This is a genomic window from Streptomyces triculaminicus (assembly GCF_017349075.1).
Classification (GTDB): domain Bacteria; phylum Actinomycetota; class Actinomycetes; order Streptomycetales; family Streptomycetaceae; genus Streptomyces; species Streptomyces triculaminicus.
The window spans coordinates 114,469-135,539 of the sequence record NZ_JAFMOF010000005.1; the positions used below are offsets into that span (position 1 = coordinate 114,469).

Consider the following 21,071-nt stretch of genomic DNA (forward strand, 5'->3'; position numbering starts at 1 on the left):
CCGTGGACGGACAGAATGCGTAGGACGCCGCCTCCGTGATCGCGGGCGCGGCGTCCACGCTGGGAGGGGGGCGGTCCGTGACCCGTCGGATCATGCCCCGGTACTGGGCCGAGGAGGACCGGGTGACGACCTATGACGAGCGAGCGAGCCTGAGCGATCTGACCACGACCGCGGACCGCGTCCGCAGGTCGGTGGAGGGTGTGATCGAGGGCAAGCCGGAGGTCGTACGGCTGTCGCTGACCGTGCTGCTCGCCGAGGGCCACCTGCTGATCGAGGACGTGCCCGGGGTCGGCAAGACGATGCTCGCCAAGGCGCTGGCGCGGTCGCTGGACTGCTCGGTGCGGCGTATCCAGTTCACCCCGGACCTGCTGCCCTCGGACATCACCGGCGTGAGCGTCTACGACCAGCAGCGCCGCGACTTCGAGTTCAAGCCCGGCGCGATCTTCGCGCAGATCGTGATCGGCGACGAGATCAACCGCGCCTCGCCCAAGACCCAGTCGGCGCTGCTGGAGTCGATGGAGGAGCGCCAGGTCACCGTCGACGGGCACACCTACGAGCTGCCCGGCCCCTTCATGGTGGTCGCCACGCAGAACCCCGTGGAGATGGAGGGCACGTATCCGCTGCCCGAGGCGCAGCGCGACCGCTTCATGGCCCGGGTGTCGATGGGCTATCCCAGCCCGGAGGCCGAGCTGCGGATGCTGGACGCCCACGCCGGCTTCTCCCCGCTGGACGACCTGCAGCCGGTGGCCCACGCCCACGAGATCGTCAAGATGATCGACGCGGTGCGCTCGGTGCACGTCGCCGAGTCCGTGCGGCGGTACGCGGTCGACCTGGTCACCGCCACCCGTCACCACCCGGATCTCAGACTCGGCGCGTCGCCCCGCGCGACGCTGCACCTGGTGCGGGCGGCGAAGGCCGCCGCCGCGCTCGCGGGGCGCGACTTCGCCCTGCCCGACGACGTGCGCGCGCTGGCCGTCGCGGTGCTCGCGCACCGGCTGCTGCCGACCGCGCAGGCCCAGCTCAACCGGCGCACGGCCGAGCTGATCGTCATGGACCTCCTGCAGCGCACTCCGCTGCCCGACCCGTTCGGCCAGCAGCCGCCGGGCGCCCGGCGGCTGTGATGTCCGCCGGCGCCGCGCCCCGGCCGGGCCGGCTCAGGAGCCTGGGGGCGGCGTTCGCCGGGCTGACCACCCGGGGCCGCTCGTTCCTGGCGGCCGGCGTCGCCGCGGCCGGGTGCGCCTACGTCCTGGGCCAGGAGGACCTGCTGCGCGTCGGGCTGTTACTGGCCGTGCTGCCCCTGGTGTGCGTGCTCGTCCTGCAGGCCGGCCGCCAGCGCGTCACGGGCAGCAGACGGCTGACGCCCGCGCGGGTGTCCGCCCTGGGCGAGGCCCGGGTGAGCCTGCGCCTGGACAACGTCTCGCGGCTGCCCACGGGCCTGCTGATGCTGCAGGACCGGGTGCCCTACGCCCTGGGCCCGCGCCCGCGCTTCGTGCTGGAGCGCATCGAGCCGGGCGGTCGGCGCGAGGTGTCCTACCGGGTCCGTTCCCCCCTGCGCGGCCGCTATCCGCTGGGCCCGCTGCAGCTGCGGCTGAGCGACCCCTTCGGGATGTGCGAGCTGAGCCGGAGCTTCAGCGCGTACGACGTGCTCACGGTCGTGCCGCGCGTCGACGCGCTGCCGCCCCTGCGGCTGGGCGGCGGGGCCCTGGGCCACGGCGACGGCAGCCTGCGCTCCCTCGCCCTGGCCGGCGAGGACGACGTCATTCCGCGTGAATACCGCCACGGCGACGACCTGCGCCGGGTGCACTGGCGCTCCACGGCCCGCCATGGCGAGCTGATGGTGCGCCGCGAGGAGCAGCCCCGGCGGGCGCACTGCACGGTGCTGCTGGACACCCGGGGCGTGGCCTACGAGGGCGCGGGCCCGGACTCGCCGTTCGAGTGGGCGGTGTCGGGGGCCGCCTCCGCCGCACTGCACCTGCTGGAGCGCGGCTTCACGGTGCGCCTGCTGACCGACACCGGCGGCCTCCTGACGGGGCCCGGCGGCCCGGACGGGCACGCCGTGCCGGCCGAGGCGGCCGGGCTGCTGCTGGACGCCCTGGCCGTGCTGGACCACTCCGAGGGGACGGACCTGTCCCCGGCGTACGACGCGCTGCGCGACGGCTCGGGCGAGGGGCTGCTGATCGCCTTCCTCGGCGAGCTGGACGAGCGGCAGGCGGCGGTGGCCGCCCGGATGCGGCCGCGCGGCGGCACGGCCGTCGCCTTCGTCCTGGACGCGGACGCGTGGGCGGGCCGCGGTGCGGCGGCCGGGGCGGGGCTGCGGCTGCTGCGTGAGGCCGGGTGGACGGCGCTGGCCGTGGGCCCCGGCGTCACGCTGCCCGCCCTGTGGCGGCTGGCGGGCGCGCCGGGGGTCCGGGAGGACGCGGCCGCCACGGGCGCGGCGGGTGGCAGGACGGGCACAGCGATGGGGGGCCTGGCATGAACGGGCGGGTATGGCCGGCGGTGTGCGGCGCGCTGGCGACGCTCGGGGCGGCCTGCGCGATGCTGCCGCTGGTCGACCGGACCAGCTGGATCCTGCAGGCCGCGCTGCTGCTGACGGTCCAGAGCGCCGTCGGCGTGGTGGCGCGCCGGGTGCCGCTGGCCGCGCCCCTGACCATCGCGCTGCAGGCGGTGACCTCGCTGCTGCTGCTGACCGTGGTCTTCGCCCGCGAGCAGGCCGTCGCCGGGGTGCTCCCGGGACCGGACGTCCTCCAGCACTTCGACCATCTGCTGCGCGAGAGCCTGGACGACATCGGGCGGTACGCCATCCCGGCGCCGGCGACCGTGGCCCTCAGGCTGCTGCTGGTCGGCGGGGTGCTGCTGGTCGGCCTGGTCGTGGACGCGCTGGCGGTCACGTACGGCGGCGCGGCCCCGGCGGGCCTGCCGCTGCTCGCGCTGTACTCGATCGGCGCCGGGCTGGCCAAGGGCGGCTCGGACTGGCTGTTGTTCCTGCCGGCCGCGGCCGGCTATCTCCTGCTGCTCCTGGCCGAGGGCCGTGAGCGGCTCTCGCGCTGGGGCCGCGTCTTCGGCGGGCAGCCGCCCTCCGCGGACGGCCCGGCCGCGATCGGGGCGGGCCGCGGGCCGAGCCCCGTCCGCACGGGCCACCGCATCGGCGCGCTGGTGCTCGGCATCGCGCTGGTGGCGCCGGCGGTGCTGCCGTCGATCGGCGGCGGGCTGCTGCAGCCGCGCGGCCGGGGCGACGGACCCGGCGGCTCCGGCGGCACCATCTCGGCGGTCAATCCCCTGGTGTCGCTGCAGAACAGCCTCAACCAGCCGGAGAACCGCGAGGTCCTGCGCTATCGCGTCGCCCCTCCGGGGGGTCAGGACCTGTATCTGCGGATCGTCTCCCTCGACCGGTTCGACGGGGCGTCATGGCGGGCCTCGGAGCGGCGGATCACCAATGTGCCGATGCCGATGCTGCCGGCGCCCACCGGGCTGGCCCCGGAGGTGCGGGCGGACCCGGTCGGGATGTCCGTCGCGGCCGCCGACGGCTACGCCCAGAACTACCTGCCGATGCCCTATCCCGCCCAGAGCGTCGACAGGCTCACGGGCCAGTGGCGCTACGAGCCCGAGGGCCGCACCCTGGTCGGCGACCACGGCCAGACCACCCGGGGCCTGCGCTACGAGGTCGCCGTCCTGCGGGTGCAGCCGACGGCCGCGCAGCTCGCGGCCGCCCCGGCGCCTCCCGAGGCGCTGCTGCGCGAGTACACCCAGGTCCCGGACAACGTGCCGGCGGTGGTGGCCCGGACCGCCCGCGAGGTGACCGCCGGGGCGGCCAACGCCTACGAGCAGGCGATCAGGCTCCAGGACTTCTTCGCCGTGGGCGGCGGCTTCCGCTACGACACCGAGGTGCGCTCGGGCAGCGGCCACGACGCCATAGCCCGCTTCCTCGAGGAGAAGCGGGGCTTCTGCGTCCACTTCTCCTTCTCCATGGCGGCCATGGCCCGGACGCTGGGCATTCCCGCCCGGGTGGCGGTCGGCTTCACGCCGGGCAGCCCGCAGGCGGACGGGTCGATGTCGGTGGGGTCGAAGGACGCGCACGCCTGGCCCGAGCTGTACTTCGAAGGCGCCGGGTGGACGCGGTTCGAGCCCACCCCGAGCCGGGGCACCCAGCCCGAGTACACGGTCGCCCAGGCGCCCACCGCGCCCGACCCCGGCGCCCCGGTGCCGGCGCCGAGCCGCCGGACCGTCCCGTCGGCGGCGCCCTCGGTGGATCCGGCGTGCCCGCCGGAGCAGAGGAAACTCGCCGGCTGCCCCGGGCCCGCCTCCCGGGCGAGTGCCGCGGAGACCGGCGGGAGCACCTCCCCGCTCACGGTCGCGGGCTTCGCGCTGGCCTGCCTGGCGGCGCTGGCGCTGCCCCTGCTGCCGATGCTGTGGCGGATACGGACCCGGGCCCGGCGGCTGGGCGGGGCGCGCTCCCCCGGCGAGCCGGCGGCCCGCACGCTGGCCGCCTGGCGCGAGCTGACCGACTCCGCCTGGGACTACGGCATTCCGCCCGACGACTCCCGCACCCCCAGGATGGCCGCCGACCGGATCGTGGTGACGGCCCGCCTGGAGGGCCCCGCGGCCGAGGCCGCCGGGCGGGTGGCCACGGCGGTGGAGCGGACGCTGTACGCCCCCGGCCCGAGCCCGGCCGAGGGGCTGGCCGGCGACGTCGAGCTCGTACGGGCCGGCCTGCACGCCTCGGCCGCTCCCCGGGCCCGGCTGCGGGCCCGGCTGGCGCCGCGCAGCGCCGTCCGTATCGTGCGGGCCGCCGCCCGCCGCCGCTCGGCGGCCGGCGCCGCGCTGCGCTCCGGGCCCGTGGGCCGGGCCTGGCGCCGGGTCGGGGCCGCGCTGCGCGGGATCGCCGCGGGGCTCAGGACCGGGCGACGGGGCTGAGGCGTCCCGCACCCGCCGGGCGGGCGCGGGAACGGCGGCCCCGGACAGGCGGCGGGCGGGTCCGGGAAGGCGGTCGAAGGCGAGGGAAGGCGAGGGAAGGCGACCGAAGACGGCGGAAAAGCCCACGGGGTCCAGGATCGTGTCCTGGCCCCCGTGGGCTCGGTCCTTGAGGCTCGACTGCCGGGCTCAGTGGCCCTGTTCGTCGCGGCGGCGCTGCCAGCGCTGCTCGATCCGGTCCATCATTCCGCGTCGCCGGACGGCCTGCCGTCGCGGCATGCCCGGTCCGGCGTTCCGCTGCGCGCCGGGCCTGGGCGCCTTGCGCCACCCCGTCACCGCGAGCACGGCGCAGCTCAGCATGACGAGGAAGCCCACGACGCTGATCCAGATCCGCTGGGCGACCATTCCGGCCATGAGGAGCGCGATGCCCACCAGAAAACCCGCGACCGCCTGGTAGACCCGTCGCCGGGTGTACGTGCGCAGGCCGCTGCCCTCGAGCGCTGTCGCGAACTTGGGATCTTCGGCGTACAGCGCTCGCTCCATCTGCTCGAGCATGCGCTGCTCGTGCTCCGAGAGCGGCACGGAGTCCTCCTACTCGTCGGTCGCGGGGGGCGACCGGGTGCGACCCTTTCAGGATAGGCAGGGAATCGCCCCCGTGAAACCCGCCCCTCTGCGCCAATTCGGCCACCGGCCCCGGTGTGGCGATCGATGCCGTCGGGACGTACATTCCCTGCTCGCCGATCCGCCATGCCGGACGGTGTCCCCCGATCATACGGGGCGAACGGGCCGACGGGGCGGCCCGTGTGCGCCCGCGCGCGATCAGCCCCGCTCGGCCAGGACGTGCAGCTGAGTGGCCACGGAGTGGAAGGCGGGCAGCTCGGCCGCGGCGGCCTCGAGGCGCAGGAGCGCGTCCATGGCGCCGGGCTCGGCGTCGACGAGCACGCCGGGCACCAGGTCGGCGAAGACGCGCACGCCGTGCACCGCCGAGACCTCGAGCCCGGCGTCGGCGACCAGGCCGGAGAGCTGGTCGGCGGTGAACCGGCGGGCGAGGGCGTCTCCCGCTCCCCACTGGCCCGCGGGGTCGGTGAGCGCCTGGTGGGCCTCGGTGAAGTGCCCGGCCAGGGCGCGGGCGAGCACGGCGCCGCCGGTCCCGGCGGCGAGCAGGCTGAGGGTGCCGGCGGGGCGCAGCGCGGCGACGGCGTTGCGCACGCTCTCGGCGGGGTCCTCGACGTACTCCAGCACGCCGTGGCACAGCACGAGGTCGTAGCCGCCGCGCTCGGCGACGTCGAAGAGGCCGTGGGCGTCGCCCTGGACACCGTGGACGAGGTCGGCGACGCCGGCCTCGGCGGCCCGGCGCTCGAGGGCGAAGAGGGCGTTGGGGCTGGGGTCGACGACGGTGACGCGGTGGCCGAGCCGGGCGAGGGGGACGGCGAACTTGCCGGAGCCGCCACCGGTGTCGAGGACCTCCAGGGCATCCCGGCCGGCGGCCTTGACCCGGCGGTCCAGGGCGTCCCGCAGGACCTCCCAGACCACGGCGGTACGGAGGGACGCCCGGGGGCGAAGGGGGTCTGACACGGCGGACGGCTCCTCGGCGGCGGCAGAACGGCTCTTCTCCGGCGACCTTCGCCGGCGGCCCCAGCCTAATGGGCTTTACCGGGGCGGGGTTGACGGGCGGGGCCCGGGGTCCGCCATACTTTTTGCACTGACCGGTCAGTGCAAGTTGTTGGAGGTCGCATGGACGACACCCCGCACGGAGCCGCGATCACGGCCGAGGACTTCGGCCTCGAGGGCCCTCGGGGCTGGGTCTTCCGCGGTGTGGACGTGAGAGCGGAGCCCGGCTCGCTCGTCGCCGTCACGGGCCCGTCCGGCTCGGGCCGCACCTGTCTTCTGCTCGCGCTGACCGGCCGCATGCGTCCTTCCTCGGGCACGGCCGCGGTCGCGGGCCTGCCGCTGCCCCGGAGGATGTCCGCCGTCCGCGCCCTGAGCGCGCTCGCGCACGTCCCCGGCGTCACCGAACTCGACCCCGCCCTGACCGTCGCCGAGCACCTGCGGGAACGGGCCCTGCTGCGGCGGCGGTTCGGCGGCCCGCTGCTCGGCCCGCTCCGCCGGGGCGCCCGCGCGCGGGAGGAACGCGCGCAGGCCGAGGCGGCGCTCGCCGCCGCCGGCCTCGAGGTGCCGGCCCTGCCCAGGGGCGCCGCCACGGCCGTCCGCGACCTCGGCCGGGTGGAGGCGCTGCGGCTCTCGCTCGCCCTCGCGCTCGTGGGCCGGCCGCGGCTGATCGCCGTGGACGACGCCGACCTCAAGCTCTCCCCCGCCGAACGCGAGGAGGTGTGGGCCCTGTTGCGCTCGCTCGCCGCCGCGGGTCCGACCGTGCTCGCGGTGTGCGGCGAACCTCCCGAGGGGGCGATCGTCGTCCCGGCCCGCGACCACGAGAAGCACGAGAAGCGAGAAAAGCGAGAGAAAGGGGCCTCCGGTGCGCTCGCCGAAACTGGCCGCGCTTGAACTCCGGCGCTTCGGCAGGGGCCGTCTCCCCCGGGCCGCGCTCGTCGCGCTCCTGCTGCTGCCGCTGCTCTACGGCGCCCTGTACCTGTGGTCGTTCTGGGATCCCTACGGGCGCCTGGACAAGGTGCCCGTCGCCCTGGTCAACGCCGACCGGGGCGCCACCGTGGACGGCCACCGGCTCACGGCGGGCGACTCGATCGCGGCGGGCCTGCGGGACAGCTCGTCGTTCCGGTGGCACGAGACGGGCGCCGACGAGGCCCGCGCGGGCGTCGAGCGGGGCAGGTACTACCTCTCGCTGACCATCCCCGCCGACTTCAGCGAGCGCGTCGCCTCCGCCTCCGGCGACTCCCCGGCGGCCGGCGCGCTCGAGGTCCGTACGAACGACGCCAACAACTACATCGTCGGCCAGATCTCCCGCACGGTCTTCTCCGAGGTCCGCGCGGCCGCGTCCCGCAAGGCCTCCCGCTCGTTCTACGACAAGATCTTCGTCTCCTTCTCCGAGCTCCACGGGAAGACCGGCGAGGCCGCCGAGGGCGCCGGCCGGCTGGAGGACGGCATCGACAAGGCGGGCAAGGGCGCCGGCGACCTCAAGGACGGGCTGAACCGGGCGAAACGCGGCAGCGGCACCCTCGAGGACGGCGTCGGCGAACTCCACACCGGCGCGGGCACCCTCGATACGGCCTCCCGCGAACTGACCACCGGCGCGGGGAAGGTCGCGGCCGGCACCCAGAAGCTGGCGGACAAGGTCAACGCCGCGGCCCGCGACGAAGGCACCTTCGTCAAGGGGCACGCCAAGGAGATCGGCACGACCGCCCGCTTCGTCGCCGAGCAGGCGAAGCTGCTGCGCGAACACCTGGACGACCTGCCGTCCGCCGCCACCACCGCGGCGCTCTCCGAGGCCGCCCGCAAGAGCGCGGCCGCGCTGTCCGCGGCATACGCCGGGCAGTGCCCGCCCCAGGGGGCCGCCGCGTACTGCCCCGAGCTGAAGAAGGCCGTCTTCGCCGCCCGCCAGTCCGCCGCCGGCGCGGCGAAGCTCGACACGCTCGTACAGAACAAGAACGGCGAACTCGACCGGCTCCCCGGCGAGCTGGACTCCCTGCGCACCTACGCGCTGCGGCTGGCCAAGGAGGCCCCGAACCTGGCGCGGGACATCGACGGCGCGGTGCGCGACGTCAACACCCTCAACCAGGGCGCCCACAAGGTCGCCGACGGCGCCGGCCGGATCCACACCGGCGCGGGACAGCTGAACCGGGGCCTGGGAACCGCCGAGAAGGGCGCCACCGAGCTCGACGGCGGCATCGGGAAGCTGCGCGAGGGCGCGGGCACGCTCCGGAGCGGCATGGTGAAGCTGTCCGACGGCTCCTCCCGGCTCGCCGGAGGACTGCGCGACGGCGCCGCCCGGATACCCGACTACGGCAAGAAGGACCGCGACGCCCACACCGAGATGATGGCCGACCCCGTGCGGCTGGCCGGCGGGGCGCTGCACAAGGCGCCCAACTACGGCACCGGTTTCGCCCCGTATTTCATCCCGCTGTCGCTGTGGGTCGGCGCCATGGTCGCCTACATGCTGATCCCGCCCCTCAACCGGCGGGCCCTGGCGGCCGGTGCCGGCGCCTGGCGGATCGCCCTGGCCGGCTGGCTGCCGGTGGTCGCCGTCGGCGTGCTGCAGGCGGGCGCGCTGCTGGCCGTCCTGCACTGGGGGCTGGGGCTGCGAACGGCCCACGCCACCGGCACCGTCGCCTTCCTCGCCCTGGTCACGGCGTGCTTCGCCGCCATCGTGCAGTGGCTGGGCGCCCGCTTCGGCCCGGCCGGCCGCATCCTCGTCCTCGCCCTGCTGATGCTCCAGCTGACCTCGGCCGGCGGCACCTATCCCGTCCAGACCAGCCCCGGCTTCTTCAACGCCGTCCACCCCTTCCTGCCGATGAGTTACGTGGTCGAGGGGCTGCGCCACCTGATCACCGGCGGCGGGCTCGGGCCGGTGTGGCGGGCGTGCGCGGTCCTGGCGGCGTTCACCGCCTGCGCCCTCGCGCTGACCGCCTGGTCCGCGCGCGGCAAGCAGGTGTGGTCCGTGAGCCGGCTGCACCCGGAGCTGAGTCTGTGAGCGCGGACACCGCGCGTACAGGGAGAATCACTCCCATGGACAGCAGCAGTACACGCCGCCGGAACACCCGGCGCAGGCTCTTCGAGGCGGCGGTCACCCTCATCGCCGAGCAGGGCTTCTCCTCCACGACGGTGGACGAGATCGCCGAGCGCGCCGGAGTGGCGAAGGGCACGGTCTACTACAACTTCGCCAGCAAGACCGTGCTCTTCGAGGAGCTGCTGCGGCACGGCATCGAGCTGCTGACGGACTCCCTGCAGGCGGCCGCCGACGAGAGCGCCGAGCGCGGGGGCAGCCGGGTCGACGCGCTCGACGCGATGATCCGGGCCGGACTCGACTTCATCACGCGCTACCCGGCGCTCATGCAGCTCTACGTCGCCGAGCTGTGGCGCACCAACCGGGCCTGGCAGTCGACGCTGATGCAGGTCCGCTCCCGCGCGATAGCGGTGATCGAGTCGGTGCTGCGCGAGGCGGTCGCCGAGGGCGAGCTGAGCGACGAGATCGATGTGCCGCTGACGGCGTCCGCGCTGTTCGGGATGGTGCTGGTGGCGGCGCTGGACTGGCAGTCGTTCCAGCCGGAGCGGTCGATCGACGAGGTGCACTCGGCGCTGTCGCGGCTGCTGCAGGGGCGGGTGGGCGGCGGCCGCTGACCGGCGCGCACGGCGGGCGTCCGCCGTCCCGGTGCGGACCGATCCCCCTCGATCCGCACCGGGGCAGCGTTCCCCGTAACTCCCCAGAGCCCCCGTGGGGCTCCTGTTCCCCCGTACGGCAGGGCCGCCGCGCCGTTCCGCCGCCCCGTGTCGGCGGTGCCGGCCCGGGCGTCCCTTCCGTGCCCCCTACTCTCCCCGGTGGGAGGGGTCCGGCCCATCCGCGCGCGTACTCATCCGTGCGCCTAGGTACGCGTACTCATCACCTGAGCCCCCGGCACCGGTGCGGACGGGTGCGGGGCCGCGTTGCGGGCCGGGCCGCCGGGTGCCGATACAGTCGGCGCATGGCACGGATTGCGGTGATCGGCGCCGGGATGGGCGCGATGGCGGCCGCCGCCCGGCTGGCCGTCGCGGGCCACCGGGTGGCGGTGTACGAACAGGGACGAACGCACGGAGGCGGCGTCGGGCGGCTGGCACGGGAGGGGTTCGTCTTCGACACCGGCCCCGGGCTGCTGCACCTTCCCGCCGTCTACCGCGACCTGTTCGTCAAGACCGGCAAGGAGTCGCTGGAGCAGTGCCTGGAGCTGGTCCAGGTGGATCCGGCGAGCCGGCACGTCTTCCCCGACGGCACCGACGTCTCGCTGCCCAACGCCTCGCGGGCCGGCGTCGTCGCCGCCCTGGACGCGGCGGTGGGCCCGGGCGCGGGCGAGCGCTGGAGCGATCTGGTCAACCGGGCGCGCGAGGTCTGGGACGCCACGCGGCGTCCGCTGCTGGAGGAGCCGCTGCGCGCGGAGACCGCCGGGGCCCTGGGCGGCGACCCGTACCCGGCGGTGCGCCGGCGCGGGCTCTTCCGCCGGGCGGCGCCCGCCACCCTGGCGGCCGTGGCCGAGCGGGAGTTGAAGGACCCCCGCCTCGTCGCCCTGCTCGAGAGCCACGCCCTGGCGTACGGCCTCGATCCGCGCCGCGCCCCCGCGAGCGCGACCGTGCTGCCGTACATGGAGCAGACCTTCGGCAGCTGGTACGTGCGCGGCGGCCTGCGCGGGCTGGCGGACGCCCTGTACGAGCGGTGCCTGGCGCGGCGCGTGGAGTTCTTCTTCGGCGCCGAGGTCGTGGGACTGGTGGAGAAGGACGGCCGGGCGGCCGGGGTGCGGCTGGCCGACGGCGGCGTCGCCGAGGCCGACATGGTGGTGGCCGCGGTCGCGCCCGGCCGGCTGGCGGCCATCGCGCCGGGCGTGGAGGGGCGGCCGTCCGCGGCCCCCGTCGCGCCGGCCGGCAGGTTCGGCGTGTTCCTGGCGCTCTCCGGCGCCCGGCCGGAGGGCACCGCGCACCGCACGGTGGTCCACGCGGCCGGCCGCGGCGCCGAGTTGGACGCCGTCTTCGGCGAGCGCGGCGGGTCCGGCCACGGGCCGACGGTGACGGTGCTGCGGCCGGACGACCCCACGACGCGCCCCGGGGACGACCACGAGGCGGTGACGCTCACCGCGACGGTCGCCCCGCACGGCCGGGTGGACTGGTCGGCGCCCGGGGTGTCCGCCGGCTTCGCCGAGCGGGTGATCCGGGCGGCCGAGGCCGCCGTGCCGGACCTGCGGAAGCGGCTGATGTGGCACGAGGTGCGCACGCCGGCCGACACCCGGGCGGCGACCGGGGCCGAGGGCGGGGGCGTGCCCGCGCCGGCCCTGGCCGGAGCGGAGGGGGCGTTCCTGCATCCCGGCAACGTCACCGGCCTGCCCGGCCTGTATCTGGCGGGCGGCTTCGCCCACCCCGGCGGCGGGCTGGCGCACGCGGGCATGTCCGGCGCGCTGGTCGCCGGGCTGATCGTGGACGGCGCCGACTGGCGCGGCTCGCAGTAGGCCGCCGCGCCGGGCGTCAGTAGCGGTAGTGCTGCTGCTCGTCGTAGCCGTGGCCGGGCGCCTGCTGCGGCGGGTACTGCTGCTGCCCGGGCTGGCCGGAGGGCGGGGTGTCGTTGTCGCGCTGCTGCGGCACCCAGACGCCGCCGGGCGGGGTGTCGAAGTCGTACTGCGGCGTGTACACCCCGGCGGCGGGGGTTCCGCCGCCGTACTGCTGCTGTTGCTGCTGCTGGTACGGCTGCTGCTGCCCGTACACGTCGTACTGCTCGTAGGACTGCGGGCGGTTGCCGATGTACGGGTCGGAGTACGAGGCGTACTGCCCCTGGCCGTAGTCGTACTGGCCGGCGTAGCCGCCCTGGTCCGGGGCGCCGGAGGCGGCCTGGTTGCCGTAGCCGTCCTGGTTGCCGTAACCGTCCGTGTGCCCGAAGACGTTGTCGTCGGCGCCGGCGGGGTCGTAGCCGGGGTGCGGCTGCTCGGCCGTGGGCTGCTGGGGCACGGTGGGCATGAGCTCGGTGGCGGCGGCGTCCAGACCGGGGGCGGGCGGGGGCGCGTCGGGGCCGGAGGACGGGCCGGTGGCCTCGGGAGCGGCGGACGGTGCGGCGGGGCGGGGCGCTCGCCCTGCGGCGGCGCCCGGACCCGGCCCGGCTCTCGGTCGCGGCTCTGCCCCTGCCCTTGCCCCTGCCCCTCGGCGCGTTCTTGCCCTTCGGCGCGCTCTCGGGGCCGCCGTCCTCCTCCTTGCGGCGCAGGGCCCAGCCCATGGAGAAGCCACGACGGAACGAGAGGGTCACGAAGGTCTGGCCGACGCCGAAGGCGAGGGCGCCCACGACGATGACCGCCACGGACGGTAGGGCGACTCCGGCGACGACGCCGAGAAAGCCGACGAAGGCGAGGAGCCGCCAGCGCAGCCGCGCCTTGTACTGCAGCAGCACCTCGCCGAGCAGCCAGAGCGCGACGATGCCGAACGCGATGTAGAGGACCGTCCAGCCCATTAACGCCCCTCTCGTGCGGCCGCCCGTCCGCCGGCCGACCGTGTCAGGACCGCTGGTGCAGCCCCAGGTTCTCGTAGATTTCCAACGTGGCCGTTGAGTGGTTCAGGGTAATGAAGTGCAACCCGGGGATCTCCTCGGCCATCAACCGGGCACACAGGTCCGTCGCGTACTCGATTCCGATCGAGCGTACAGCGGCCGCGTCGTCCTTCACCGCGAGGATCCGCTCCGCGAGGTCCGGCGGGAAGGCCGCGTTACTGAGCTGCGCGAATCGTTCGATCTGGCGCACGTTGGTGACCGGCATGATTTCCGGAATGATCGGAGTTTGGCAACCCGCTGCCGCTACCCGATCGCGGAGCCGGAGATAGTCCTCGGGATAGAAGAACATCTGGGTGATGGCGAAATCGGCGCCCGCCCGGCATTTGTCGACGAAGTGACCGATGTCGGTCTCCCAGTCGGTGGAGCGCGGGTGCATCTCGGGGAAGGCCGCGACGCCCACGCAGAAGTCGCCCGACTCCTTGATGAGCCGCACCAGGTCCGCGGCGTAGCGCACGCCGTCGGGGTGGCGCACCCACTCGCCCATGGGGTCGCCGGGCGGGTCGCCGCGCAGGGCGAGCATGTTGCGGATGCCCACGTCGGCGTACTGGCCGATGATGTTGCGCAGCTCGGCCACGGAGTGGTCGACCGCCGTGAGGTGGGCCACCGGGGTCAGCGTGGTGTCGGTCGCGATGCGCTCCGTCGCCCGGACGGTGCCCTCACGGGAGGAGCCGCCGGCGCCGTAGGTGACCGAGACGAAGGTCGGTCCGACGGCCTCGATCCGGCGGATGGCATTCCACAGCGTCCGCTCGCCCTTCGCCGTCCTCGGGGCGGCGAACTCGAAGGAGTACGACCGCTCGCCTGAGGCGAGCAGCTCCCGCACGGTGCGCGCGTGGTCTGTCCTGGTGGAGGCAGTGCCAAGGGCCATACCGGCAAGTTAACCAGCGGGTCCGTGGACCCCCCAACCGAATAGGCGAAATGTCCCGTTCGCCGGGCGACTGTCCACCGACCGTCCCACTCCTTGGACGCCGGGCGTCTCACGAGGAGCCGGACGGCTATGCCCTTACCCCTCGTGGGCGCGTATCCGCTTCGCCAGCCGTGCGGCGGCGGCGGCCGGGTCGTCGGCCTCGGTGATGGCGCGCACCACCACGATCCGCCGGGCACCGGCGGCGAGCACCTCGTCGACGTTGCCCTCGTCGATCCCGCCGATGGCGAACCAGGGTCGTACGGGCTCGAGCGCGGCGGCGTAGCGCACCAGGTCAAGGCCCGGGGCGTGGCGGCCGGGCTTGGTGGGGGTCGGCCAGCAGGGGCCGGTGCAGAAATAGTCCACGCCGGGCTCGGCGACGGCGGCGTCGACCTCGGCCTCGGCGTGCGTGGAGCGGCCGATCAGCACGTCCTCGCCGAGGATCGCGCGGGCGGCGGGCACCGGAAGGTCGCCCTGGCCCAGGTGGAGCACGTCGGAGCCGATGGCGTGCGCGACGTCGGCGCGGTCGTTGACCGCCAGGAGCCGGCCGTGGCGGCGGGCGGCCTCGGCGAACACGGCGAGGTGCTCCAGCTCCTCGCCCGCCTCCATGCCCTTGTCGCGCAGCTGCACGATGTCCACTCCGGAGGAGAGCACCGCGTCGAGGAACTGCGGCAGGTCGCCCTGGCGCCTGCGCGCGTCGGTGCACAGGTACAGCCGGGCGTCGGCGAGCCGCTCGCGCGCGGTGACGGACATTCGGGTGTCTCCCCCCGGGTCGGCGGTGTACGGGCCGGGGCTGCCGGACCCGTACACCGGACGGTCTTTCTCTCTACCCCTCCGCGGTCGGAAGGCTCAGACGGCGAGCGCCTGGGCGCGGCGCTTCACCTCCGTGCCGCGATTCTCGCGCAGCGCCTGCGCGGGGGTGCCGGGCAGGGTCGGGTCGGGGGTGAAGAGCCACTCCAGCATCTCCTGGTCGCTGAAGCCGTCGTCCCGCAGCAGCGTCAAGGTCCCGGCCAGGCCCTTGACCACCTTGCCCTCGCCGATGAACTCGGCGGGCACCATGAGCACTCGGTTCTCGCCACGGCGCACGGCGATCAGCTGGCCTTCCTTGACCAGCTGCCGGACGCGCGTCACCTCGACATCGAGCATTTCGGCGATGTCGGGGAGGTTGAGCCAGGCGGGGACGAGAGCATCGATCTTTGCGTCAATCTCGGTCACAGGGACAAGCCTGCCATCCGGGACTGACAGTCGGTAGCCGGGTTGACCCGAGCCGGTCCCCGAACCGGCCCGGAGGTCACCCCACCGGCCCCTCGGAGCACCGCGGATCAGAGCACCGCGGACTTCAGCGGGACGGACGCGTCGGCGGCCTTCGACCGGTCCAGCACCGCCCCCTGCTCGATGAGCTTGCGGCCCTGCGCCAGGTCGCGCGGGCGCCCCACGGCCAGCAGCGCCACCAGGACGCCCGCCCGCAGCCAGCACACCGTCCAGGCGGCGCCGGCCGGGTCGCCGCGCCGGACGAGCTCGTCGGCGCGCGCGTGGTGCCCGGCGTACTGCACGAACCGCCCGAACTGCTCGGACCAGAAGTACGGCACCGGGTCGTACACCGGCCCCTCGGCCGGGCCGTGGACGATGTTCCCGGCGACGGTCCGGGGGCCCTGCAGGGCGTTGTCCCAGTGGTGGACCAGCAGCCGCTCGCCGTAGCGGGCGGAGGGGAAGGAGGCGCAGTCGCCGACGGCGTAGACGTCCGGCAGCGAGGTGTGCAGCCGGTCGTCGGCGGCGATGGAGCGGTCCTCCGCGAGCTCGATGCCGGAACCGGCCAGCCAGGCCGTCGCGGGACGGGCCCCGATGCCGACGACCACCGCGCCGGCCGGCAGGCGGGTGCCGTCGTCGAGGACGACCGCGCCCTCCTCCACCGCCGCCACCCGCGCGCCGGTCACGAGGCGGGCTCCGCTGTGGGCGTACCACTCGGCCATGTGGGTGGCGACCTCGGGCGGCATGGCGTCCGCCAGCGGCCGGTCCGCGGCCTCGACCACGGTCACCCGGCAGCCCGCCTCGAGCGCGGCGGTCGCGAACTCGGCGCCGATCCAGCCGGCCCCGACCGCGACGACGTCGCGCTGCCCGGCGAGCACCGGGCGCAGCCCCTCGACGTCGTCGAGGGTCCGCAGCACGTGGACGCCGGGCACGCCCTCGCTGCCGGGCAGGGTGATGGGCTCGGCGCCGGTGGCGACGACCAGCACGTCGTAGGGCACCGGCCCCCGCGCGGTCTCCAGCACATGCTCGTCCGCCCGCAGGCCGGTGGCCTCCCGTCCCAGCTCGAGGTCGATGCCGAGCGAGGCGAAGTCCACCTCGAAGGCGGATCCCTCGGCCTTGCCGAGGAGCACGGCCTTGGACAGCGGGGGCGGTCGTAGGGCGGGTGGGGCTCGGCGCCCAGCAGGGAGATCGCGCCCTTCCAGCCCTGCTCACGCAGGGCGACGGCGGTCTGCACCCCGGCCATGCCCGCGCCGACGATGACGACGCGCCGGTCACTGGAGGTGTTCGTCTGCTCGCTCACACGATCAACTGTAGGACGGCGACCTGCGTCCGTCGGAGCAACCGGTGACGAGACCTCTGACACAGCGTCACGATGTTTGGGGGTCCGATCACCACGAACCACGCGTGGGCCGCCCTTCCGGCCCCTCCTCGGCGCGTACTACTGTGGCCGCTGCAAGCACTCGCGGGAGCCCGGACGCACCGGGCTGAGAGGGAGGCTGGACGGCCTCCGACCGTACGAACCTGATCCGGGTCATGCCGGCGAAGGGAGGGGCTGGAAGCCCATGCACGCGCGGCACACCCGTGACGTTCTGGTCATCGGCGGCGGCGTCATCGGCCTGGTCACGGCCTGGCGCGCCGCCCAGCGCGGTCTGCGCGTGGCGGTCGCCGACCCGGCGCCCGGCCAGGGCGCGGCCCAGGTGGCGGCCGGAATGCTGGCCGCCGTCACCGAACTGCACTACGGCGAGCAGACGCTGCTCGCCCTCAACCTCGCCTCCGCGCGGCGCTATCCGGCGTTCACGGCCGAGCTGGAGGAGGCCAGCGGCGTGGAGACCGGCTACCGCGCCTGCGGCACCCTCGCCGTCGCCCTCGACGCCGACGACCGGGCCCATCTGCGCGAGCTGCACGCGCTGCAGCTGCGCTCCGGGCTGGACGCGCAGTGGCTGTCGGGGCGCGAATGCCGCCGCCTGGAGCCGATGCTGGCGCCCGGCGTGCGCGGCGGGCTGCGGGTGGACGGCGACCACCAGACCGACCCCCGGCGCCTGTCCCGGGCCCTGCTGACGGCCTGTGAGCGGGCCGGGGTGGTCTTCCACCGCCACGAGGCCGTACGGGCGCTGCTGGCCGGCGGCCGCGCGGTGGGCGCCGAGCTCGCCGACGGCACCCTGCTGGCCGCCGGCCAGACCGTGCTGGCGGCGGGCAGCCTCAGCGGTCGCCTGGCGGGGCTGCCCGAGGACGTGTTGCCCCCGGTCCGCCCGGTCAAGGGCCAGGTCCTGCGGCTGCGCGTGCCGGACGCCTACCGGCCCTTCCTCTCCCGCACCGTACGGGCGGTGGTGCGCGGCTGCCCGGTCTACCTGGTGCCGCGCGAGAACGGCGAGCTGGTCGTCGGCGCCACCAGCGAGGAGCTCGGCTGGGACACCACCGTCACCGCCGGCGGCGTCTACGAGCTGCTGCGCGACGCCCACGAGCTCATGCCCGGCATCACCGAGCTGCCGCTGGTGGAGACCCGCGCGGGGCTGCGGCCCGGCTCCCCCGACAACGCCCCGCTGCTCGGCCCCACCGCCCTGCCCGGGCTGCTCGCGGCCACCGGCCACTACCGCAACGGCGTGCTGCTCACCCCGGTCACCGGCGACGTGATGGCCGAGGTGCTGACCACCGGGCGGCTGCCCGAGGAGGCCCGCCCCTTCTCCCCCCGACGCTTCACCCACGCATTCCAGGAGCAGCCCGCATGACCGGCAGCGACGTCATCACCCACAGCATCAGCGTCAACGGCGAGCACCGCGACGTCCCCGCCGGGACGACCCTCGACGGGCTCGTGGCGAGTCTCACCACCGCGCACGGCGGAGTCGCCGCCGCGGTCAACGAGGCCGTCGTCCCCCGCGGCCAGTGGCCGCTCACCCCGCTCGCCGCCGGCGACCGGGTCGAGGTCCTCACCGCCGTCCAGGGAGGCTGATCAGCACAGATGGCCGACGACCTGCTCACCATCGCGGACACCCCCTTCACCTCCCGGCTGATCATGGGCACGGGCGGCGCCCCCAGCCTCGACGTGCTCGAGCGCGCCCTGATCGCCTCCGGCACCGAGCTGACCACGGTCGCCATGCGCCGCCTCGACGCGACCGTGCGCGGCTCCGTGCTGTCGGTCCTGGAGAAGCACGGCATCCGGGTGCTGCCGAACACCGCGGGCTGCTTCACCGCCGGCGAGGCGGTCCTCACCGCCCGGCTGGCCCGTGAGGCGCTCGGCACGGACTGGGTCAAGCTCGAGGTGATCGCCGACGAGCGCACCCTGCTGCCCGACCCGATCGAGCTGCTGGACGCCGCCGAGATCCTCGTCGACGACGGCTTCACCGTGCTGCCGTACACCAACGACGACCCGGTGCTGGCCCGCAAGCTCGAGGACGTGGGCTGCGCGGCCATCATGCCGCTGGGCGCGCCCATCGGCTCGGGCCTGGGCATCCGCAATCCGCACAACTTCCAGCTGATCACCGAGCGGGCCGAGGTGCCGGTGATCCTGGACGCCGGGGCGGGCACCGCCTCGGACGCGGCGCTCGCCATGGAGCTGGGCTGCGCCGCGGTGATGCTGGCCTCGGCCGTCACCCGGGCGCAGGAGCCGGTGCTGATGGCGGAGGCGATGCGGCACGCGGTGGAGGCCGGGCGCCTGGCCCACCGGGCCGGGCGGATCCCGCGCCGCCACTTCGCGGAGGCGTCGTCGCCGGTGGAGGGCATGGCGCGGCTCGACCCGGAGCGTCCGGCGTTCTGACCGGAGCGTTCGGCGTTCCGATGAGCCTTCCGACCAGCCGTTCCTGTCACTGTTCGGCTATAGAACGAGCGAGCGGGGCGCACGCCGTCCAGGTCGCGCCTCGCGACTCGTAGACTCGTGTGCCGTGGATACGACCCTGCCGGACCCCCTCGTCGATCACCTGCTCGACGGCCGATACCGCGTCGAGGCGCGGGTCGCCGTGGGCGGCATGGCCACGGTCTACCGGGCCCTGGACACCCGGCTCGACCGGGTGCTCGCACTCAAGGTGATGCACCCCTCGCTCGCCGCCGACCAGGCCTTCGTGGACCGCTTCATCCGCGAGGCCAGGTCCGTGGCCCGCCTCGACCACGCCAACGTGGTCGGCGTCTTCGACCAGGGGACCGACGGCCCGTACGTCTACCTGGCGATGGAGTACGTCGCCGGCTGCACCCTGCGCGACGTGCTGCGCGACCGCGGCGCCCTGCGCCCGCGCGCGGCGCTCGACATCGCCGAGCCGATCCTGGCCGCGCTGGGCGCGGCCCATGTGGCGGGGCTGGTGCACCGCGACATGAAGCCGGAGAACGTGCTCATCGGCGACGACGGCCGGGTCAAGGTCGCCGACTTCGGTCTCGTACGGGCGGTGGACACCAACACCACCGCCAGCACCGGCTCGGTGCTGGGCACGGTCTCCTACCTCGCCCCCGAGCAGATCGAGCACGGCACGGCCGACACCCGCGCCGACGTCTACGCCTGCGGCGTCGTCCTCTACGAGATGCTCACCGGCGCCAAGCCGCACAGCGGCGGCACCGCCGCCCAGATCCTCTACCAGCACCTCCACGAGGACGTGCCGCCGCCGTCCGCCGCCGTCCCCGGCCTCGCGCCGGCGCTGGACGCGCTGGTGGCCGCCGCCACCGCCCGGGACGCCGGGCGGCGCCCGGTCGACGCGGTCGAGCTGCTGGCCATGGTCCGCGAGGCCCGCGCCGCCCTGACCGACGAGCAGCTGGACGCGGAGCCGCCGGGCGCCGCGCCCGCCGCGGAATCCGTGGGCTCCGAGGACCGTACGAGCGTCATCCCGCGCGTGGTCGTGCCCGCGCAGGGCGAGGACGAGCTCCACCACACCACCCGGCTGGAGCGCGTCACGGCTCCCTCCGCGCCGCCGGTCCAGGCCCCGCCGGCCGGGCCGCCCGGCCGGCGGGGAGCCGCGCGGCGGATGCCGCCGCGCCGCTGGATCATCGCCGCGCTGGGCGCCCTGCTGGCCGTGCTGGCCGGCACGGGCGTCTGGTACATCAACTCCGGGCAGTTCACGTCCGTACCCGGCGTCCTGGACCTCACCCAGGCCGAGGCGGAGAAGAAGCTGGACGCGGCCGGGCTCGGGGTGCGCACCGACCAGGCGTTCAGCGACACCGTCGAGCGCGGGCACGTCGTCGCCACCGACCCGAAGCCGGGCGAGCGCATCCGCAACACCGGCAAGGTGACGCTGACCGTCTCGCGCGGCCCGCAGAAGGCCGAGGTGCCCAACGTCGTCGGCATGACCCTGGACCAGGCGAAGAAGAAGATCGAGGGCCAGGGGCTGACGGTCGGCGAGATCAGCAAGCAGTTCAGCGGCGAGACGCCCAAGGGCTCGGTGCTGGCCACCGACCCCAAGCCGGGCGTGGAGCGCAGGCCGGACTCGGCGGTGGCGCTCGTCGTCAGCCAGGGCCGGCAGATCAGCGTGCCGGACGTGACCGGGCTGTCCGCCGCGGCCGCCACCTCGGCGCTGCGCGACGCGGGCCTGGACGTCAAGGTCTCGGACGACCAGGTCTTCTCCGACCGGCCCCAGGGTTCCGTGGCCCAGCAGTCCCCCGCCAAGGGGGCGCAGGCCGCCGAGGGCGACGCCGTGACCGTCACCCTCTCCAAGGGCAAGGAGATGATCGCGGTCCCCGACGTCACCGGGAAGAGCGAGGCGGAGGCCCGGAAGACCCTGACGGACGCGGGCTTCGGGGTGAAGGTGGAGCGGCCGTTCTTCTTCCCGAAGGACTCCGTCGAGAGCCAGTCGGTCCGCGGCGGCGAGCGGGCCGCCAAGGGGGACACCATCGTCATCCGCATGAAGAGCGGCATCTGAACAG

At 75.0% G+C, this 21,071-nt stretch carries 17 protein-coding genes, 1 pseudogene and 1 riboswitch; of the genes and pseudogenes, 11 read left to right on the top strand and 7 right to left on the bottom strand.

Features of this window, described 5'->3' with window-relative positions; all coding sequences use genetic code 11:
• Positions 1-122: 122 nt before the first annotated feature.
• From J1792_RS28835 to J1792_RS28845, 3 genes are read left to right on the top strand one after another with little or no spacing between them, the layout of a single operon-like run.
• Complete coding sequence (locus J1792_RS28835; RefSeq protein ID WP_086566059.1) at positions 123-1,121, top strand: AAA family ATPase; 999 nt, start codon at positions 123-125, stop codon at positions 1,119-1,121.
• The gene (locus tag J1792_RS28840) at positions 1,121-2,476 is read left to right on the top strand and encodes a DUF58 domain-containing protein (RefSeq protein WP_086566052.1); all 1,356 of its coding nucleotides are present in this window, start codon (positions 1,121-1,123) and stop codon (positions 2,474-2,476) included. Before J1792_RS28835 ends, J1792_RS28840 begins: the two co-directional genes overlap by 1 nt.
• Positions 2,473-4,911, top strand: coding sequence for a transglutaminaseTgpA domain-containing protein (locus tag J1792_RS28845; RefSeq protein WP_086566053.1), 2,439 nt, complete (start codon positions 2,473-2,475; stop codon positions 4,909-4,911). The genes J1792_RS28840 and J1792_RS28845 overlap by 4 nt, the downstream gene beginning before the upstream one ends.
• Before the next feature lie 186 nt (positions 4,912-5,097).
• Here J1792_RS28845 and J1792_RS28850 read toward each other — a convergent pair whose 3' ends face one another.
• Together J1792_RS28850 and J1792_RS28855 are read right to left on the bottom strand one after the other, a co-directional pair.
• Complete coding sequence (locus tag J1792_RS28850; RefSeq protein ID WP_086566054.1) at positions 5,098-5,490, bottom strand: SCO2097 family morphological protein; 393 nt, start codon at positions 5,488-5,490, stop codon at positions 5,098-5,100.
• 237 nt (positions 5,491-5,727) lie between these two features.
• Positions 5,728-6,483, bottom strand: coding sequence for a methyltransferase (locus J1792_RS28855; RefSeq protein ID WP_086566055.1), 756 nt, complete (start codon positions 6,481-6,483; stop codon positions 5,728-5,730).
• 159 nt (positions 6,484-6,642) lie between these two features.
• Between J1792_RS28855 and J1792_RS28860 the strand changes: the two genes are divergently transcribed.
• The 4 genes from J1792_RS28860 (at position 6,643) to J1792_RS28875 (ending at position 12,005) form a co-directional block, all read left to right on the top strand.
• Entirely contained in the window at positions 6,643-7,410 is a 768-nt protein-coding gene (locus J1792_RS28860) for an ATP-binding cassette domain-containing protein (RefSeq protein WP_086566056.1), read from the top strand.
• Positions 7,382-9,511: a YhgE/Pip domain-containing protein gene (locus J1792_RS28865; protein ID WP_086566057.1), complete on the top strand. Its 2,130-nt coding sequence runs from the start codon at positions 7,382-7,384 to the stop codon at positions 9,509-9,511. The genes J1792_RS28860 and J1792_RS28865 overlap by 29 nt, the downstream gene beginning before the upstream one ends.
• 35 nt (positions 9,512-9,546) lie before the next feature.
• Positions 9,547-10,158, top strand: a complete 612-nt coding sequence (locus tag J1792_RS28870; protein ID WP_086566058.1) for a TetR/AcrR family transcriptional regulator — start codon at positions 9,547-9,549, stop codon at positions 10,156-10,158.
• A gap of 341 nt (positions 10,159-10,499) precedes the next feature.
• Positions 10,500-12,005 (top strand): phytoene desaturase family protein, encoded by a 1,506-nt coding sequence (locus J1792_RS28875; protein ID WP_086574647.1) that lies wholly within the window; start codon positions 10,500-10,502, stop codon positions 12,003-12,005.
• 16 nt (positions 12,006-12,021) lie between these two features.
• Here J1792_RS28875 and J1792_RS34660 read toward each other — a convergent pair whose 3' ends face one another.
• From J1792_RS34660 to J1792_RS28900, 5 genes and pseudogenes are all read right to left on the bottom strand, one after another.
• Positions 12,022-12,507, bottom strand: a complete 486-nt coding sequence (locus J1792_RS34660; protein WP_242646800.1) for a hypothetical protein — start codon at positions 12,505-12,507, stop codon at positions 12,022-12,024.
• Between the two features lie 527 nt (positions 12,508-13,034).
• Positions 13,035-13,952 carry a methylenetetrahydrofolate reductase [NAD(P)H] gene (metF, locus tag J1792_RS28885; protein ID WP_086572775.1) on the bottom strand — a complete coding sequence of 306 codons (918 nt, stop codon included), beginning with the start codon at positions 13,950-13,952 and terminating at the stop codon, positions 13,035-13,037.
• 135 nt (positions 13,953-14,087) lie between these two features.
• The gene (thiE, locus tag J1792_RS28890) at positions 14,088-14,741 is read right to left on the bottom strand and encodes a thiamine phosphate synthase (RefSeq protein ID WP_086572773.1); all 654 of its coding nucleotides are present in this window, start codon (positions 14,739-14,741) and stop codon (positions 14,088-14,090) included.
• 96 nt (positions 14,742-14,837) lie between these two features.
• Entirely contained in the window at positions 14,838-15,203 is a 366-nt protein-coding gene (locus J1792_RS28895) for an Rv2175c family DNA-binding protein (RefSeq protein ID WP_086572772.1), read from the bottom strand.
• 107 nt (positions 15,204-15,310) lie between these two features.
• Positions 15,311-16,479, bottom strand: a pseudogene (locus tag J1792_RS28900) (NAD(P)/FAD-dependent oxidoreductase).
• Positions 16,480-16,688: 209 nt separating this feature from the next.
• A riboswitch (TPP riboswitch) is annotated at positions 16,689-16,801 on the top strand.
• On the opposite strand from J1792_RS28900, the gene thiO reads away from it, so the two are divergent.
• The 4 genes from thiO (at position 16,799) to pknB (ending at position 21,067) form a co-directional block, all read left to right on the top strand.
• On the top strand, positions 16,799-17,962 hold the full coding sequence (thiO, locus tag J1792_RS28905; protein WP_086572778.1) for a glycine oxidase ThiO: 1,164 nt from the start codon (positions 16,799-16,801) through the stop codon (positions 17,960-17,962). (Overlaps the previous riboswitch by 3 nt.)
• The gene (gene thiS, locus J1792_RS28910; RefSeq protein WP_086572769.1) at positions 17,959-18,183 is read left to right on the top strand and encodes a sulfur carrier protein ThiS; all 225 of its coding nucleotides are present in this window, start codon (positions 17,959-17,961) and stop codon (positions 18,181-18,183) included. Before thiO ends, thiS begins: the two co-directional genes overlap by 4 nt.
• Positions 18,184-18,192: 9 nt before the next feature.
• The gene (locus J1792_RS28915) at positions 18,193-18,987 is read left to right on the top strand and encodes a thiazole synthase (RefSeq protein ID WP_086572767.1); all 795 of its coding nucleotides are present in this window, start codon (positions 18,193-18,195) and stop codon (positions 18,985-18,987) included.
• Between the two features lie 124 nt (positions 18,988-19,111).
• On the top strand, positions 19,112-21,067 hold the full coding sequence (gene pknB, locus J1792_RS28920; protein ID WP_207248540.1) for a Stk1 family PASTA domain-containing Ser/Thr kinase: 1,956 nt from the start codon (positions 19,112-19,114) through the stop codon (positions 21,065-21,067).
• Positions 21,068-21,071: the final 4 nt, after the last annotated feature.

What these genes read in the sequence shown, in the direction of transcription:
- J1792_RS28875 (WP_086574647.1), top strand. Translation starts at nt 10,500, where the DNA reads ATGGCACGGATTGCGGTGATCGGCGCCGGGATGGGCGCGATGGCGGCC.
- thiS (WP_086572769.1), top strand. Translation starts at nt 17,959, where the DNA reads ATGACCGGCAGCGACGTCATCACCCACAGCATCAGCGTCAACGGCGAG.
- thiO (WP_086572778.1), top strand. Translation starts at nt 16,799, where the DNA reads ATGCACGCGCGGCACACCCGTGACGTTCTGGTCATCGGCGGCGGCGTC.
- J1792_RS28840 (WP_086566052.1), top strand. Translation starts at nt 1,121, where the DNA reads ATGTCCGCCGGCGCCGCGCCCCGGCCGGGCCGGCTCAGGAGCCTGGGG.
- J1792_RS28845 (WP_086566053.1), top strand. Translation starts at nt 2,473, where the DNA reads ATGAACGGGCGGGTATGGCCGGCGGTGTGCGGCGCGCTGGCGACGCTC.
- J1792_RS28870 (WP_086566058.1), top strand. Translation starts at nt 9,547, where the DNA reads ATGGACAGCAGCAGTACACGCCGCCGGAACACCCGGCGCAGGCTCTTC.
- J1792_RS28860 (WP_086566056.1), top strand. Translation starts at nt 6,643, where the DNA reads ATGGACGACACCCCGCACGGAGCCGCGATCACGGCCGAGGACTTCGGC.
- thiE (WP_086572773.1), bottom strand. Translation starts at nt 14,741, where the DNA reads ATGTCCGTCACCGCGCGCGAGCGGCTCGCCGACGCCCGGCTGTACCTG.
- metF (WP_086572775.1), bottom strand. Translation starts at nt 13,952, where the DNA reads ATGGCCCTTGGCACTGCCTCCACCAGGACAGACCACGCGCGCACCGTG.
- J1792_RS28915 (WP_086572767.1), top strand. Translation starts at nt 18,193, where the DNA reads ATGGCCGACGACCTGCTCACCATCGCGGACACCCCCTTCACCTCCCGG.
- J1792_RS34660 (WP_242646800.1), bottom strand. Translation starts at nt 12,507, where the DNA reads ATGCCCACCGTGCCCCAGCAGCCCACGGCCGAGCAGCCGCACCCCGGC.